This window comes from Actinoallomurus oryzae, from assembly GCF_039541955.1.
GTDB classification, from domain to species: Bacteria; Actinomycetota; Actinomycetes; order Streptosporangiales; family Streptosporangiaceae; genus Actinoallomurus; species Actinoallomurus oryzae.
The window spans coordinates 178,461-193,063 of record NZ_BAABHF010000049.1 but is presented as its reverse complement, the minus strand read 5'-3'; the positions used below and the strand labels follow the sequence as shown (position 1 = coordinate 193,063).

Genomic DNA, 14,603 nt, shown 5'->3' with positions numbered 1-14,603 from the left:
GCCGGACCGAGGAGGACCGAGATGGGTGTTTCGCCAGGGCTGTCCCGTACGGGGCTGGACCGGATGCGGGAGGTGCTCGGGCGCGCGGTCGAGCGCGCCGAGGTGCCCGGGCTGGTCGCGCTGGTGCACCGGCGCGGGGAGACGCACGTGATCGCGCTCGGCACGACCGAGCTCGGTGGCGACACGCCGATGGGGCGCGACACGATCTTCCGCATCGCGTCACTGACCAAGCCGGTCGTCGCCGTGGCCGGCCTCATCCTCATCGAGGAGTGCCGGCTGCGCCTGGACGATCCGGTGGACGACCTGCTGCCGGAGCTGGCCGACCGCCGTGTCCTGCGGCGGGTCGACGGTCCGCTGGATGACACCGTGCCCGCCGAACGGCCGATCACCGTACGCGACCTGATGACGTTCCGGCTCGGGCTCGGTGCGATCTTCGCCCCGCCGGGGACGTACCCGATCCAGCGCGCCCTCGCCGAGACCGGGGTGGACAGCGGCCCGGAGGGGCCGTCCGTGGACCCCGACGAATGGATCAAGCGGCTCGGCACGCTGCCGCTCGCACACCAGCCGGGCACGACGTGGATGTACCACACGTCGGCCGACGTGCTCGGGGTGCTGATCGCGCGTGCCGCCGGCCGGCCGCTGGGGGAGTTCCTGCGCGAGCGCGTCTTCGCGCCGCTCGGCATGGACGACACCGGCTACCACCTGCCCGCCGGAAAACTCGGCCGGCTGGCGGCGAGCTACACGACCGATCCGCGGACCGGCGCGCTGGTCCGCCGCTCCGACCCGCGCGACGACGCGTGGGACCGCCCGCCGGCCTTCCCCTCCGGCGGCGGCGGACCGGGCCTGCTCTCGACCGTGGACGACTACCTGGCGTTCTGCCGGATGCTGCTGAACAAGGGCCGGCACGACGGTGGCACCCGCATCCTGTCCCGGCCGGCGGTGGAGCTGATGACCACCGACCACCTCACGCCGGAGCAGAAGGCGGGCAGCGAGGTGTTCTTGGGCTCGGGGGGCTGGGGGTTCGGCATCGCGGTGGACGGGGGCCGCGACGACCTGGCGACGCGGCCGGGCCGCTTCGGCTGGACCGGAGGGCTGGGCACGACGGCCTGCGCCGATCCGTCCGAGGATCTCGTGGGCGTCCTGTTCACCCAGGCCGCGATGACGTCGCCGCGACCGCCACGGGTGTTCCAGGACTTCTGGACCTCCGCGTACGCGGCCATCGACGACTGAGCAGGAGCGCGCGGCCCGGTTCACGTGCCGCGTACGGACAGCAGGACCAGGGCGATGAGCACGGTCACGCCGATCGCGTTCGTCAGGAACGGCATGCGGGTCACGCGGCGGTCGTCCCACTCGTCGTGGCGGCTGGCATAACGTGCCGCCGCGGTCGCCGCGCGGCCGACTCCGAAGCCCGTGCCGGTCAGGATCGTCGGCACCGGTCCCTGGTGGGCGAGCAGCAACCCGAGCGCGACGACGTACGGGGCGCTCGCGGACACGAAGGTGCGTACGCCGGTGCCGAGCTCGAAGCCGAACTGCAGCGCGCCCCGCCGAATCCGGGCGCGCAGCACCTCCTGCGGGATCTGCCGGGCGTTCTGCGGCATCGGGATCCGTACCCACCCGGCCTCGCGTGCGACGCCGAGGGCCGCCACGGCGATGAGGAGTCCGGTGCGCACCGCGCCCGGAAGGGGCGCTGCGAGGCCGGACAGCAGCCACAGCACGGTCGCGGTGAGCGTGCCGCCGAGCAGCAGCCCGACGGAGAAGACGGCGAGGACCTGGCCCTGCCGTACGGGAGCCCGCCAACCTGGCGAGAACAGCACGAAGTCGCTGTTACGCGTTCAAACCGAGCCGGACAGCGAATAGCCCGCGAGCGCCCCGACCGAGGCCCAGCACAGCACCGCGTGGCCGGCGGCGGCCGCCGCGACGGCCAGCAGGGCCAGCGCGGCGAACGGCAGCAACGGCTCGGTCAGGCCACGGCGCAGGCGTCCCGCGGGCAACGCCTCAGCTGCAGGCATACGCCCACCGGCAGATCGACTTGTACCAGGTGCCGGTGGCGCTCTTGGTCCAGCCGTCGTGGCAGCGCCAGGTCACGGACGTGGGGCAGTCTCCGCAGGGGTTCGCGTAGTGCCAGATCCAGCCGTCGTACTTGGAGCCGTAGCACTCGTTCGGCCGCAGCTTGTACTGGCCCGGGTCCGAGACGCCCGACTTGTGATAGCCGCGGTACTTGCCGCTCGTCCGGCACGCGTTCGGGTCGACGGTGCTGGGCCCGCAGCCGGGGGAGCAGTTGTGCGACGACGCGTACGACGGGCATTTGCTGTAGATGTCGTAGTAGCCCGGGGTCAGGCCGTGCGTGTAGGTGCCCGGGGTCCAGCCCGTCGTGCCGGGTCCCGAGGCCGCCAGGGCCTTGCGCGCCGGGGAGAAGACCCCCACGGCGACCAGCCCGGCCGTGGTGCCGGCGGCGATCACTCCGCCGAGCATGGACCGGCGGCCGACGCCTTCGGCGGTCGCCGCGGGCGCGCGGCGGCGTACGCGCTCGGCGCCCTCCGGGCGGGGGCCGCGCAGTGGGGGGACGCTGTCGAGATCGAGCATGGCCACTCCTCGTTCCGGCGGCCGGTCGTGGCCGCCTCAGACTTCAGCGCGTGCTGGGGTCCAGCTCCGCGTCGTCGTGCAGTCGTCCACCGGCGTCGGTGACCAGGGTGTGCAGGCCGCGGATCGACCCGACCGGCTCGGCCGTGCGCACCCGCCCGTCCGCGCCGATGATCACCGCGTACGGCGTGGCCGGCACCTGGTACGCCGTGAAGAGCTCGGCCTGGTGCGGCAGGATCGTCAGGTTCGCCGGCGGGTCCGCGCCGATCGGCTCCTCGGCGAAGATCGCCCTGGTCGCCGGGCCGCCGCGGAGGCCGAGCGCCTCCTGGAAGACGTCGTGGCAGACCGGGCAGTCCTCATTCAGGAACAGCAGGAGGGTCGCCTCACCGGGCTCGGCCCGTACGACGTCCAGGGCGGGCGCGGGCGTGCCGGCCCGCAGGCCGATGTCGCGGCTGCGCGGCCCCCGCGTGAGATGGTGCACCTGACGCACCAGGCCGGAGACGACCAGCGCGAGCAGCACGAGCGCCACCCACGTCAGGAGCAGTGCGGTGGTCTCGAAACTCATGAGACGGCCTGCCTTTCGGGATCGAACATGGCCTGGGGCAGCAGCGAGAGCAGCACCGCGAACACGACGGAGGCCAGCACCGCGATCGCGATGTGGCTGCCGTGCTCCGGCGTCGTTCCGGTGACCGCCACGAGGGACGCGAGCGCGAGCGCGGCGGCGCGTCCGGCCACCCAGCCGCTCATCGGCGTGTCCCCGCCCGGACCGGTCGCACAGCCGCACGGCACGCTCGGCCGGGTGCGCAGGACGTACAGGCCATAGCCCGCGTAGCCGGCGAACAGGACCACGGCGCAGCCCGCCGCGAGCGTGAGCGTGTGCGGGCGCCCGGCCGCCACGGCGTAGCCCACGGCGGCCCCGAGCACGCCTTCGAGCGCGATGACGACGACCGCGACCGGCCACCGCAGCGGGCCGGGCACGACCCGGTGGGCGGCCAGCGCGGCCGGCAGCGTACGCGGGGCGCGCAGGTGCCCCGCGAACGCCAGCAGCAGGACGAGTGCGACGGTGCCGGCGCAGACGCCCGTGAGCATCTCGGTCATCAGGCGACGGTCTCGACCTTGAGCGCGGACAGCCGTGCCGGAACCTTGCTGGACACGTCCTCGTGCGGCAGCACGGTGACCATCGCGGAGGGCGTGGCGAGCACGAAGTAGGTGCTGTCGTCGTCGAGCGTGTCGCGGAACAGCTCGCCGTGCGGCAGCTTCGCGCCACGCCAGGTGGGGAGCCGTCGCGCGGTCGTCTTGTTGAGCGCCGTCATCTGCAGCAGGCCGAGGTCGGGCACCTCCTTGACCATCTCGGCGGGTTCGGCGATGCCCGCGCGCTTGGGGTTGCGCGAGGCGACGGTGAGGCCGTCGGTGTGCTCGGTCACCCCGAGGAGCTGGAAGAGATGGACGGCCTCGGCGGGTTTGGCGTTGTACATCGGTACGAACAGCGAGAACCGCTTGCCCTCCCAGACCACGGCGAGCAGCTGGTCCTCCAGACCGGAGCGCTTGTCGTAGTCGGTGACCCGTACGGTGCGCAGCCGCCCGTTCGGCAGGGAGAACTCATCGTCGAACCGGCTGACACCGAGGTCGCGGGTCCATCCCGTCGCCACGGAATGCCCCCCGGAGGTCAGCTCATAGAGCCGGCCGTCGACGGCGTACCGGCCGACCGAGGTGAACGGCTCCCTGAGGTCGAGCCCCCCGGAGATCTGAAAGCGGTACCCGTCGAGGGACCGGTGTACGACGCTCGCGGGCCTCGCGTCGGCCATGACGAACCTCCCCGGAGGATGATGAACGAGACGTGCGAAGAACGGGATGTAAATCCGTGTACGTCTGGATCCCCGGCCGCGTCACCGCCGAACCGCGGCTGCCCGTATGTGGCCAAGGTCCGCCGTCGAGTGAACACCCAGGGCCACCAAGGCGTCGTCCCTGACGCGCCGGACATGACACGATGGGCCCGCCCGAGTTGACACGGGGAGTTCGGGTAGGGCCAGCGTCGGAGGAGAGACGTGACGGAACGGGATCCGCGGGTGCCACCGGCCCTGGCCGCCGCCGCGGCGTGGTGCTGGCGGCTCATCGTGATCGGCATCGTGGTCTACGCGGTCGTCAACATCATCGACCGGCTGCGGCTCGTGGTCCTGCCCTGCGCGGTCGCCCTGCTCCTGTGCGCCCTGCTGCAACCGGTGACCGACCGGCTGCGCCGCTGGATGCCGTCCCTGGCCGCCACCTGGCTGACCATGCTGCTGGCGTTCGCCGTGCTCGGCGGCGTCGGCACGTTCGTCGGCATCCAGGCCAACGACCAGTTCCCCCACCTCGTCGACCGCATCCAGCACACCGTCAAACAGGGGCAGCACTGGCTCGTCACCGGGCCGCTCCACCTGAAGAACTCCCAGCTGCAGTCGGCCATCGACGAGCTGCTCAAACAGCTCCAGCAGCAGCGCGGCAAGGTCGTGAACACCGTCTTCACCGGCGCCACCGTCGCCGGTGAGGTGATCGCGTCCATCGTGTTCCTGTTCTTCGTCACGTTCTTCCTGCTCAAGGACGGACGCGGCATCTGGAACTGGCTCATCCGCGGCTTCGGCCAGTACCGCGAGCGCTTCGACCGGGCCGGCCGCGCGGCGTGGGAGACGCTGTCGCAGTACGTCCACGGCACGGTGATCGTGGCGCTCATCCACTCGGTGGTCATCGCGATCGTGCTGATCATCATGGGAGTGCCGCTGGTCGCGCCGCTCGCGGTCATCGTCTTCTTCGGCAGCTTCATCCCGATCGTCGGCATCCTGGTCGCCGGTGCGCTGGCGGTCCTCGTCGTCTTCAGCGTCAAGGGCGGCATCGCCGCGCTCGTCTTCCTCGGCATCCTGGTCCTCGAACAGCAGCTGGAGGGGCACGTCCTGCAGCCGCTCGTGGTCGGCCGGTGGGTGCGCTTCCACCCGCTCGCGATCATCCTCGCGATCACGATCGGCGGGGTGGTCGGCGGCATCCCGGGCGCCGCGGTCGCCGTGCCCACGGCCGCCGTCCTCTACCGCGCGGTGCCGGCGCTGCGCGACTCCTCCGAGCCGACGCCCGCCGATTCCCCGGCCAAGCCGCCGTCCCTCGCCGGTGGACGCCTGCGTGCGCCGGGCACGCGTCGGGGCGCGCCGGCGCCCGAGGATCCGTCCGCCTCACCTGAGGAGACGCGGTCCGAGGAGGCGCCGCCCGACGAATCGCGAGAGGAGGAGCCGCGCCCGGACGGGCCGCGGCCCACCTGAAAGGGGGCGGCGGTGCGCGCTCTCGGGCCCGGCGCCGTACGCCGCGCACCGGCATCCGGTGCGCAGCGCCGGATGCCGGTCAGTCCTCGCTTCTGGCCGTCGTTCCGGGCGTGGTCACCGGAAACAGTCCGTGCAGGCGGTAATGTCACGCCCTGTGACGTGCCGAAGGGCCCATGACGACGAGGTGAGACGTTGACCGTGGACGTACTGATCCAGCGACTGGACCCGGGCCTGCCCGCGCCCGCGTACGCGCATCCCGGTGACGCCGGGGCCGACCTGTGCGCCGCGCAGGACGTCGAGCTCGCGCCCGGTGAGCGCCAGATGGTGCCGACGGGGATCGCGATCGCCCTGCCCGACGGCTACGCGGCCTTCGTGCATCCGCGGTCCGGACTGGGGGCTAGATTGGGAGTGACGATCGTCAATGCCCCGGGCACCGTCGACGCGGGTTACCGGGGAGAGATCAAGGTCACCCTGCTGAACACCGATATCCGGAACACCGTCCGCCTGAAGCGCGGCGACCGCATCGCGCAGCTGGTCATCCAGCGTGTGGAGCGGGCGGTCTTCCATGAGGTCGAGACCCTGCCGGGGTCGGCCCGCGGAGACGGTGGATTCGGGTCCACCGGCGGGTACGCGGGGACAGTCCAAGGTCGCGTCGCGGGCGCGTCCGTCCAGCACAGCAGTGAAGGAGCGTGAGTCGTGTTTCGACGCCGTCGTCGGGACGATGAGCCCGAGAACGTCGAGCCGACCGAGGAGGAGACCGTCGCGGACGAGCAGGCCGAGCCCGACGATGAGCCCGCGGTCGTGTCGCACGGTGGCCCGTGGGACTCCGAGGCCGAAGGGGTTCCGGAGATGGAGCGCGTCGATTTCGGCGCGATCCAGGTGCCCATCGGGGAGGGCATCGAGATCCAGGTGAACGTCGAGGCCGTCGAGCAGGACGCCCAGGGCAACCCCGTGGGCGGCCGCATCGTCGCGATCACGATCGTGCACGGGGAGAGCGGGCTGCAGGTGCAGCCCTTCGCCGCGCCGAAGAAGAACGGGATCTGGGACGAGGTCCGCAAGGAGACCGCCGACGAGATCAAGCAGGCCGAGGGGGAGACCCAGGAGGCCGAGGGCCCGTTCGGCAAGGAGCTGCACGGCATGGTCCCGGTGGCCATCCCGGAGGAGATGCGCGACCAGGTCCCGGCCGAGATCGCCGAGCAGGGCTTCGGCTGGCAGCCGGTCCGCTTCATCGGCGTCGACGGCCCTCGCTGGTTCCTGCGCGGCGTGCTGAGCGGTGCCGCCCTGGAGGACCCGGAGCAGGCGGCGATCATGGAGCAGGTGTTCCAGCAGATCGTCGTGGTCCGGGGCGACGCCCCGATGCCGCCGCGTGAGCTGCTCGAGCTCTCGCTGCCGGCCGAGGCCCAGCAGGCGATGAACCCCGAGCAAGAGGGCGAGGGCGACCGTCCGCCGCTCAACCCCTTCGAGCGCGGCCCGGAGATCACCGAGGTCCGCTGAGCCCGACAAGAAGACCCGCCACCGACGAAACCACCGGTGGCGGGTTTTCTCGAACTCATGTTCCCGTAATCATTCGATCGCATAGGGTAGTCACCGCTCGGCATGTGACACTGGCAACGTGTACGGAGGTGACCCACCGATGACCGAGGTGCTCGCCATGCCGCAGGACGTTCACTCAGAGCCTTGGACGATCGACGATGTGCTCGCGGCGCCGCCGAAGAACGGCATGCGGTATGAGCTCATCGAGGGAAGACTGGTGGTATCCCCCGTGCCTCCTCCGCCTCACCAGGCCGCGGGTAAGCGGCTGATCCGAATCCTCGACTCTGCGGCGCCACGCGAGCTGGAGGCCAGCCCAGAGACGAACCTCCGCGTCGGCGCCGACATGTTCATTCCGGACGTGATGGTGGCGAAATCAGAGGCCCTCTTCGCAAGCGGCAGCATGTACGTCGCACCCGAGGACGTCCTCATGGTCGTGGAGATCATCAGTCCGGGAAACTCCACCTTCGAGCGTGCGTGGAAGCCGCAGCAGTACGCCAAGGGCGGGATCCCCTTCTACATGGAGATCGAGCTCCCGGCGGGGCCTCGGGTCCTGGCCTCTGAGCTTCGCGACGGAAAGTACGAGCGCGTCGCCGAGGCGAGGGCGGGAGAGACGCTCAAGCTCGCCGAGCCCTTCCCGGTGAGCTTCGATCCGGGGGATCTCGTCGGGCCGCGGCGGTCAGCGGGTTAGCAGGACGCCGGCGTAGGAGACGCCGGCGATCAGCACCCAGGACGTCAGACCCAGCAGCAGGGCGCGGTGGCCGGTCCGCACCAGGAGGCGCACGCGTACGGCGGTGCCCAGGCCGAACAGGGCGGCGGCGAACAGCAGGTCCTTCACGACGCTCACGTCGTTCAGGAGGTCCGCGGGCACCTTGCCGGTCGAGCGGATCAGGACCATCGCCACGAATGCGATCAGGAAGACCGGCAGCACCGCGGGGCGACGGGTCCCGGACGCGGCGCCACGGCGGGCACGCAGGCCGATCACGGTCGTCACCGGGGCGAGCATGGCCACCCGGACCAGCTTGACCGTGATCGCCGGGACGACGGCCGCCGGGCCCAGGGCCGTGGCCGTCGCGACGACCTGGCCCACGTCGTGCACGCTGGCGCCGGCCCAGCGGCCCTCGTCGTAGGCGGACAGGCCGAGCAGATGACCCAGCACCGGCATCACCGCGATCGCCAGGGTGCCGCACAGCATGACCACCGCGACCGCCGTCGCCGCATCGCCCTCCCTTTCACCGTCGTCGGTGCGGTCCCCGGTCTTGCGGTCGTCGCGGGCGCCGAGCACGCCGTCCACGGCCGCGACGGCCGACGCTCCGCAGATCGCACAACCGGCGGCGACCAGCAGCGACAGCCGGTGAGACAGGCCCATCAGCCGCCCCAGCCACGGCGTGCCGAGCAGGGTCGCGAGCAGCACGGCCACCGTCATGGCGATCGTCTGCCAGCCCAGCCCCGCGATGTCGCTCAGCGACACCTGGAGCCCGAGCAGCACCACGCCCGCCCGCATCAGCGTTCGCGCCGCGAACCGCGTCCCCGCCCGTGTCGCGTCGGGAAGGACCCCGGTGTTGACCGCGACGATGCCCAGCAGCAGGGCCGCCGTCAGCATCGGCACCGGGCCCGCCAGCCGATGCACGCACCAGGCCACCACGACCGCGACCGCGGACACCGCGAGGCCCGGCGCGACGTTCCGTACGCGACGCGACCCGGTCGCCGGCGAGGTGCGGTGGGCATGGGGGCGCGTCGTCGAAGTGGTCATGATCTTCAGCATCGGGCCCGTACGGAGGACGCACTAGCAGGTGTTGCGCTGGCAGGCCATAGGGTTTCTCTATGAGTCAACGTCTGCCGGACCTGGAGGCGCTCGAACTGCTCGTCGCCGTCGCCGAGACGGGCAGCCTCGGGCAGGCGGCCGCGCGGCAGCGGATCAGCCAGCCGTCCGCCAGCGCCCGCATGCGCACGCTCGAACGCCGGCTGGGCGTCCGCCTGCTCGTACGCTCGCCCAGCGGTTCCCGGCTCACCTCGGCCGGGCTCGTGGTGACCGACTGGGCGAGGACCGTGCTCGAATCGGCGTACGCGCTGGTCGAGGGCGTCTCCGCGCTCCGCGCCCGCCAGCACGGCCGGCTACGCGTGGCCGCGAGCCTGACCATCGCCGAGAACCTGATGCCGGGCTGGCTCGTCACACTGCGGGACGTCGATCCGGACGTGCACGTCGAGCTGAACGTCGCCAACAGCGCCCACGTGATCGAGCGTCTGCGCGGCGGCGAGGCAGACCTGGGGTTCATCGAGGGCCGGGGCGCGCCGCGCGACCTGCACAGCCGCGCCGTGGCGCGCGACCGGCTCGTCGTCGTGGCCTCCCCGGCCCACCCGTGGTCGCGTAAACGCCGCCCGCTGCGCCCCGTCGAACTCGCCACGACGCCGCTGCTGCTGCGCGAGGCGGGCTCGGGCACCCGCGAGACCCTGGAGGCGGCCCTGGCGCCGTACGGGGGAGTGACCGAGCCCGCGCTGGAGCTGGGCGGCACCGCGCCCCTGCGCATCGCGGCGGTCTCCGGCACGGCCCCGGCCGTACTGAGCGCCCTGGCCGTCGCGGACGAGATCGCGGCGGGCCGCCTGGTCGAGGTCCCCACCGAACTGAACCTGAACCGCGTCCTGCGCGCCGTCTGGCCCCGAGGCCGCGAACTGCCCGACACCGCCGTCCGCCTCCTCCGCGTCACCCGCGGCTGACCGCTCGGCGGCCGTCGTTCAGTGGCCGGCCGGGATGCGGTGGGTGGGGCGTGGGTAGGCGGGGCGGAAGGCGGGGGTGTCCGGCTCGGGCGCCGCGTGTGTCCCGCAGGCCAGGTCCGCGGCGCGTACGGCGTCGGTGGTCGCCCGGTCCAGGGCCTCCGGTGTCCACGCGATCCGCAGGTTGAACACCGCCCGGCCTCCGGACGCGCGTCCCGGGCCGGTGGTGTCCAGCCGGGGTGTCCCGCCGGCCTCCGTCAGGCTCGCCTTCGTCAGGCCGCCGGGCGTGTCCAGGCTGAGCTTGGCGTGGCCGATCAGCGCGCCGGCGGACGCGCAGGCCGACGACAGTGTCACCAGCGCCGTCGTCGCCCATCGTCCCGGGTGGAAGCCGGACCCCGGCGCGGTCAGCGTCACCGCGTGGTTGAGCCAGGCCAGCGCCGCCTCCGCCGCGGCGTACCGGTCATAGTCCAGCTTCGGGTCCTCGTCGGTGTCGGCGACCGGGTCCGCCAGGGCCGCCAGCAGCTCGCCGACCTCGCCGGACGCGGCCGAGTACGGCACCACGCGTGCGGCCGGGTGGCGTCGGCGGACGTCGGCCAGGAGGGCGGGCAGCCGGTCCTCCGGCACGGTGTCGGTCTTGTTCACGGCGATGACGTCCGCCTCGGCGAGCTGGTGGGCGTACAGGTACGCCAGGTCGGACTCCGCGCCGACGTCCCAGGCGCGGGCGAACAGCCGGTAGCGGTCCGGGTCGACGACCGCGGTCAGCGGCGCGACGCGGAGCCGGTCGCCGTGGTCGCGGCGGAGCGGGCGGACCACGGTGGCCCGCAGGTCGGTGCAGCTGCCGACGGCCTCGGCCAGTACGACGTCCACTCCGTCGTCCAGCAGAGAGGTCACGACCGTCGCCAGGTCCTCGAACCGGCAGCAGAAGCACCCGTCGGTCACCTCGGACACGCGCGACACCTCGGCGCGGGCGAGCCGGGTGTCGACGAGGTCGCGTCCCTGGTCGTTGGTGACCACCGCGACACGGCGGCCCTCGCCGGAGAACCGCCGGGCCGCCGCGAGCAGTGTGGTCGTCTTGCCAGCACCGAGGAAACCGCCGAAGGGGACGAACGTCGCCATGTCACGCTCCAAGAGTCGTTGACAGCGAGCCGAGGCTAACTTATTTTGCCCGAGAAATCGATTTCAGAAATCGATTTCTCGGAGAGGGTGGGGAGCATGAACGATCACCACACGGACTGTTGCGGCGGCCGGTGCGGCGGCCACGGTGGCGGCGACGGCGGGCGCGTAAGCCGCCGTGGCTTCCTCAGCCTGTCGGCCGCCGCGGCGAGCGCCGCCGTACTCGCCGCGCACACCCGGGACGCGCTCGCGGCGGGCACGCTGCCGAACCGCTCGCTCGTGCCCGCCGCCAAGCCCGTCCCCGCCGGCCTGCGCGAACGCGGCGTGCCGACCCGCTACACCGGCTCCGACCTGCGCTACATCGGCATGCCGGTGGGCGGCGGCTGCTGCGGTCAGGTCTACCTCGGCGGCGACGGCCGGCTCTGGTACTGGGACATCGACAACGGCCCGGCCGCGCCCGGCGCCGAGGCCGGCGGCAGCACCTACACCGCGCCGCGCGACCCGTTCTCCCCGTTCGGCCAGGGCGTCGTGATCAAGACCACCGGCGACCGGGCGCGCCGCATCGACGGCGACGGGTTCGACGACGTCGCCTTCACCGGCCAGTACCCGATCGGCCGCGTCGACTACCGCGCCCAGAACTCTCCGGTCCGGGTCCACCTCGACGCCTACTCGCCGTTCGTGCCCGGGGAGGCCGACGACTCGACGCTGCCGGTCACCGTCCTCGCCTACACCGTCACCAACACGTCCTCGCGTCCCGTGCGCGCCGAGCTCACCGCCTGGGCCGAGAACCCCGTCTGCCTGCGCGCCCGCTCACAGCAGCCGATCACGCTGTCCGGCGAGCGGGTCGGCGGCGAGGGCTTCGCGGGCGTGGAGTTCACCGCAGCCGCGGGCGAGGCCGCCCAGCCCCGGCCGGACATCGTGTTCGAGGACTGGGAGCGCACCACGTACGAGGGCTGGACCGTCGAGGGCGACGCGTTCGGCGCCGGACCGGTGCTCGCCGACCAGGTGCCGGACTACATGAAGCGCTTCGGCGACCTGCGCGTCTCCGGGCAGCGGTTCGTCACCTCGCACAACTTCCAGGCCGCGAACGGTGACGCGGGCCGGGCCGACGCGTACACCGGCAAGCTGACCAGCCAGGACTTCACCATCGAGCGCCGCTACGTCACCGTACGGGTGGGCGGCGGCGCCGACGCCGCGCACACCTGCGCCCGCGTCGTCGTGGACGGCGCCGTGGTCGCCTCCGTCACCGGCGACAACACCGAGCCGCTCACCGTACGCGGCATGGACCTGATCCGCCATCAGGGCCGCACGGCCCGCATCGAGATCGTCGACGAGGCCACCGGCGGCTGGGGCCACGTGAACGTCGACCGGATCGTCTTCACCGACGTGCCGCCCTCCCACCAGCCGATCGACACGCTCACCGACGGCGGCACGGTGACGCTCGCCGCGCTCGAGGCGGACGCCCGCGTACGCCCGTCGCTCGCGAAGTGGAGCACGCCGGAGGAGATCGCCGAGGCGGGCGCCGGGCCCGGCGAGATCGACGGCGGCCTGGGCACGATCGCCGGCGCGGTGACCGTGCCCGTACGGCTCCGCCCCGGGCAGAGCCGCACCGTACGGTTCGCCTACGCCTGGTACTTCCCGGTGCCGGACCGCGTCGCCCTGGCGTTCCTGTCCGGGAGTGCGACGCTGCGCCGCCACTACGCCGAGCGGTTCGACTCCGCGTCCGAGGTCATGCGCCATCTCGCCCGGGAGATCGGGCGGCTGGAGAAGGCCACCCGGAGCTGGGTGGACACCTGGTACACCGACGCGACACTGCCGCACTGGCTCCTCGAACGCACGCTCGCCACGGCGTCGACCCTGGCCACCTCCACCTGCCTGAAGTTCGCCGGCGGACGGTTCTACGCGTGGGAGGGCGTCGGCTGCTGCGCGGGCACCTGCGAGCACGTGTGGAACTACGCGCAGGCGATCGGCCGCCTGTTCCCCTCGCTGGAGCGCGACACGCGCGAACGCGTCGACCTGGGCGTCGGCTTCCACGCCGGCACGGGGGAGATCGGAAACCGGGCCGAGGCCGACATGGGCTGGGCCACCGACGGCCAGTGCGGCACGATCCTGCGGATCTACCGCGAACACCAGATGACGCGCGACACGGCGTTCCTGCGGCGCGTCTGGCCACGGACCAAGCAGGCACTGGGCTGGGTGATGAGCCGCGACGACCGGCAGGACGGCACGCTCGAAGGCCCGCAGCCCAACACGCTCGACGCCGTCTGGTACGGCGAGATCGCCTGGATGACCGGCATGTACGCCGCGGCGCTGTACGCCGGGGCGGAGATGGCCGATGAGATGGGCGACACGGCGTTCGCCAAGCGGTGCCGCTCGCTCGCCGACTCCGGCTGCCGCTCGCTCGCCACCGACCTGTGGACGGGGGAGTACTTCATCCAGATCGTCGACCAGCACCATCCCGAGGCGGTCAACACCAACATCGGCTGCCACATCGACCAGATGTTCGGCCAGAGCCTGGCGCTCCAGCTCGGCCTGCCCCGGGTGTTCCCCGAGGACAAGGCGAAGACCGCCCTGGCCGGCATCTACCGGTACAACTACGTGCCCGACCCGGCGGCGTACCGTACGGACCATCCGCAGATCCCGGGCGGCCGGTGGTTCGCGGCGGCGCACGAGCCCGCCGTGGTGATGACGACCTTCCCGCACGGCGGCGCCGACCAGGCGAACGGCGACCCGCCGAGCTGGTCGGCGAGTTACTTCAACGAGTCGTGGACCGGCCAGGAGTACCAGCTCGCCACGCAGATGGTCTACGAGGGGCTCGTCGACGAGGGCCTGACGGTCACGCGCGCCGTCCACGACCGGTACGCCGCGGGCAAGCGGAACCCGTACAACGAGATCGAGTGCAGCGAGCACTACGCGCGGGCGATGGCGGGATACGGCGTGTACCTGGCCGCGTGCGGCTACTCCCACCACGGCCCGGCGGGCCGCCTCGGCTTCGCGCCGAAGGTGAGGCCCGAGGACTTCGCCGCGGCCTTCACCGCCGCCGGAGGCTGGGGCCTGTACCGGCAGCGCCGCGACGGACACCGGCAGACGTGCGAGGTCGAGGTACGGCACGGCGAGGTGACCGTCCGCACCTTCACACTGGAACTGGCCACCCCGCCGGACCCCGCGCGCCTGACGGTCACCGCCCACGGCCCGCGGGGCGACGTACACGTCGCGTCGGTCCGCGTCGAGGGCACGACCGCGGAGGTCACCTTCACCGCCCCTCTCACGATCGGCGCGGGACACCACCTCCGCGTCGAGGTCGCCGCCGACCGGTAGCCGCCGGGCTTCCACCAGCGCTTCACCGGAACGCTGCACGGCGACACGATCGACGCCGCTGGGACGCCT

Annotated in this window: 15 protein-coding genes; 7 read left to right on the top strand and 8 right to left on the bottom strand. The window is 72.5% G+C overall.

Translation table 11 applies throughout. The features are described 5' to 3' along the window. Positions 1-21: 21 nt before the first annotated feature. The gene (locus ABEA10_RS41725) at positions 22-1,230 is read left to right on the top strand and encodes a serine hydrolase domain-containing protein (RefSeq protein WP_345473713.1); all 1,209 of its coding nucleotides are present in this window, start codon (positions 22-24) and stop codon (positions 1,228-1,230) included. A 20-nt stretch (positions 1,231-1,250) separates the two neighbouring features. Here ABEA10_RS41725 and ABEA10_RS41720 read toward each other — a convergent pair whose 3' ends face one another. Genes ABEA10_RS41720 through ABEA10_RS41695 form a run of 6 tightly spaced genes read right to left on the bottom strand, consistent with a single transcriptional unit; the run spans position 1,251 to position 4,385 of the window. Beyond that, a complete protein-coding gene (locus ABEA10_RS41720; RefSeq protein ID WP_345473711.1) occupies positions 1,251-1,814 on the bottom strand; it encodes a hypothetical protein in 564 nt (187 codons plus the stop codon). An 18-nt stretch (positions 1,815-1,832) separates the two neighbouring features. Next, the gene (locus ABEA10_RS41715) at positions 1,833-2,009 is read right to left on the bottom strand and encodes a hypothetical protein (protein ID WP_329240009.1); all 177 of its coding nucleotides are present in this window, start codon (positions 2,007-2,009) and stop codon (positions 1,833-1,835) included. Beyond that, positions 1,996-2,583 carry a hypothetical protein gene (locus ABEA10_RS41710; protein ID WP_345473708.1) on the bottom strand — a complete coding sequence of 196 codons (588 nt, stop codon included), beginning with the start codon at positions 2,581-2,583 and terminating at the stop codon, positions 1,996-1,998. Before ABEA10_RS41710 ends, ABEA10_RS41715 begins: the two co-directional genes overlap by 14 nt. Before the next feature lie 43 nt (positions 2,584-2,626). Further along, positions 2,627-3,145 carry a thioredoxin domain-containing protein gene (locus ABEA10_RS41705; RefSeq protein WP_345473706.1) on the bottom strand — a complete coding sequence of 173 codons (519 nt, stop codon included), beginning with the start codon at positions 3,143-3,145 and terminating at the stop codon, positions 2,627-2,629. Then, on the bottom strand, positions 3,142-3,678 hold the full coding sequence (locus tag ABEA10_RS41700) for a MauE/DoxX family redox-associated membrane protein (protein WP_345473704.1): 537 nt from the start codon (positions 3,676-3,678) through the stop codon (positions 3,142-3,144). Before ABEA10_RS41700 ends, ABEA10_RS41705 begins: the two co-directional genes overlap by 4 nt. Next, on the bottom strand, positions 3,678-4,385 hold the full coding sequence (locus tag ABEA10_RS41695) for a hypothetical protein (protein ID WP_345473702.1): 708 nt from the start codon (positions 4,383-4,385) through the stop codon (positions 3,678-3,680). The genes ABEA10_RS41700 and ABEA10_RS41695 overlap by 1 nt, the downstream gene beginning before the upstream one ends. Before the next feature lie 240 nt (positions 4,386-4,625). Here ABEA10_RS41695 and ABEA10_RS41690 point away from each other — a divergent pair, with 240 nt between their 5' ends. From ABEA10_RS41690 to ABEA10_RS41675, 4 genes are all read left to right on the top strand, one after another. Further along, complete coding sequence (locus ABEA10_RS41690) at positions 4,626-5,861, top strand: AI-2E family transporter (RefSeq protein ID WP_345473700.1); 1,236 nt, start codon at positions 4,626-4,628, stop codon at positions 5,859-5,861. 192 nt (positions 5,862-6,053) lie between these two features. Beyond that, a complete protein-coding gene (dut, locus tag ABEA10_RS41685; protein ID WP_425551028.1) occupies positions 6,054-6,554 on the top strand; it encodes a dUTP diphosphatase in 501 nt (166 codons plus the stop codon). A gap of 3 nt (positions 6,555-6,557) precedes the next feature. Beyond that, positions 6,558-7,355 (top strand): DUF3710 domain-containing protein, encoded by a 798-nt coding sequence (locus tag ABEA10_RS41680; RefSeq protein ID WP_345473698.1) that lies wholly within the window; start codon positions 6,558-6,560, stop codon positions 7,353-7,355. A 139-nt stretch (positions 7,356-7,494) separates the two neighbouring features. Next, positions 7,495-8,082, top strand: coding sequence for a Uma2 family endonuclease (locus tag ABEA10_RS41675; protein WP_345473696.1), 588 nt, complete (start codon positions 7,495-7,497; stop codon positions 8,080-8,082). Here ABEA10_RS41675 and ABEA10_RS41670 read toward each other — a convergent pair. Then, positions 8,071-9,144 carry a YeiH family protein gene (locus ABEA10_RS41670; protein ID WP_345473693.1) on the bottom strand — a complete coding sequence of 358 codons (1,074 nt, stop codon included), beginning with the start codon at positions 9,142-9,144 and terminating at the stop codon, positions 8,071-8,073. The genes ABEA10_RS41675 and ABEA10_RS41670 overlap by 12 nt on opposite strands. A gap of 71 nt (positions 9,145-9,215) precedes the next feature. Here ABEA10_RS41670 and ABEA10_RS41665 point away from each other — a divergent pair, with 71 nt between their 5' ends. Then, positions 9,216-10,106 (top strand): LysR substrate-binding domain-containing protein, encoded by an 891-nt coding sequence (locus ABEA10_RS41665; protein WP_345473691.1) that lies wholly within the window; start codon positions 9,216-9,218, stop codon positions 10,104-10,106. Positions 10,107-10,124: 18 nt separating this feature from the next. Here the strand turns inward: ABEA10_RS41665 and ABEA10_RS41660 are convergent, their stop codons facing one another. After that, on the bottom strand, positions 10,125-11,219 hold the full coding sequence (locus tag ABEA10_RS41660; protein WP_345473689.1) for a GTP-binding protein: 1,095 nt from the start codon (positions 11,217-11,219) through the stop codon (positions 10,125-10,127). Positions 11,220-11,315: 96 nt separating this feature from the next. On the opposite strand from ABEA10_RS41660, the gene ABEA10_RS41655 reads away from it, so the two are divergent. Beyond that, on the top strand, positions 11,316-14,534 hold the full coding sequence (locus tag ABEA10_RS41655) for a GH116 family glycosyl hydrolase (protein WP_345473687.1): 3,219 nt from the start codon (positions 11,316-11,318) through the stop codon (positions 14,532-14,534). Positions 14,535-14,603 lie beyond the last annotated feature (69 nt).

What these genes read in the sequence shown, in the direction of transcription:
- ABEA10_RS41655 (WP_345473687.1), top strand. Translation starts at nt 11,316, where the DNA reads ATGAACGATCACCACACGGACTGTTGCGGCGGCCGGTGCGGCGGCCAC.
- ABEA10_RS41705 (WP_345473706.1), bottom strand. Translation starts at nt 3,145, where the DNA reads ATGAGTTTCGAGACCACCGCACTGCTCCTGACGTGGGTGGCGCTCGTG.
- ABEA10_RS41695 (WP_345473702.1), bottom strand. Translation starts at nt 4,385, where the DNA reads ATGGCCGACGCGAGGCCCGCGAGCGTCGTACACCGGTCCCTCGACGGG.
- ABEA10_RS41715 (WP_329240009.1), bottom strand. Translation starts at nt 2,009, where the DNA reads ATGCCTGCAGCTGAGGCGTTGCCCGCGGGACGCCTGCGCCGTGGCCTG.
- ABEA10_RS41725 (WP_345473713.1), top strand. Translation starts at nt 22, where the DNA reads ATGGGTGTTTCGCCAGGGCTGTCCCGTACGGGGCTGGACCGGATGCGG.
- ABEA10_RS41710 (WP_345473708.1), bottom strand. Translation starts at nt 2,583, where the DNA reads ATGCTCGATCTCGACAGCGTCCCCCCACTGCGCGGCCCCCGCCCGGAG.
- ABEA10_RS41700 (WP_345473704.1), bottom strand. Translation starts at nt 3,678, where the DNA reads ATGACCGAGATGCTCACGGGCGTCTGCGCCGGCACCGTCGCACTCGTC.
- ABEA10_RS41675 (WP_345473696.1), top strand. Translation starts at nt 7,495, where the DNA reads ATGACCGAGGTGCTCGCCATGCCGCAGGACGTTCACTCAGAGCCTTGG.
- ABEA10_RS41665 (WP_345473691.1), top strand. Translation starts at nt 9,216, where the DNA reads ATGAGTCAACGTCTGCCGGACCTGGAGGCGCTCGAACTGCTCGTCGCC.
- ABEA10_RS41660 (WP_345473689.1), bottom strand. Translation starts at nt 11,219, where the DNA reads ATGGCGACGTTCGTCCCCTTCGGCGGTTTCCTCGGTGCTGGCAAGACG.
- ABEA10_RS41670 (WP_345473693.1), bottom strand. Translation starts at nt 9,144, where the DNA reads ATGACCACTTCGACGACGCGCCCCCATGCCCACCGCACCTCGCCGGCG.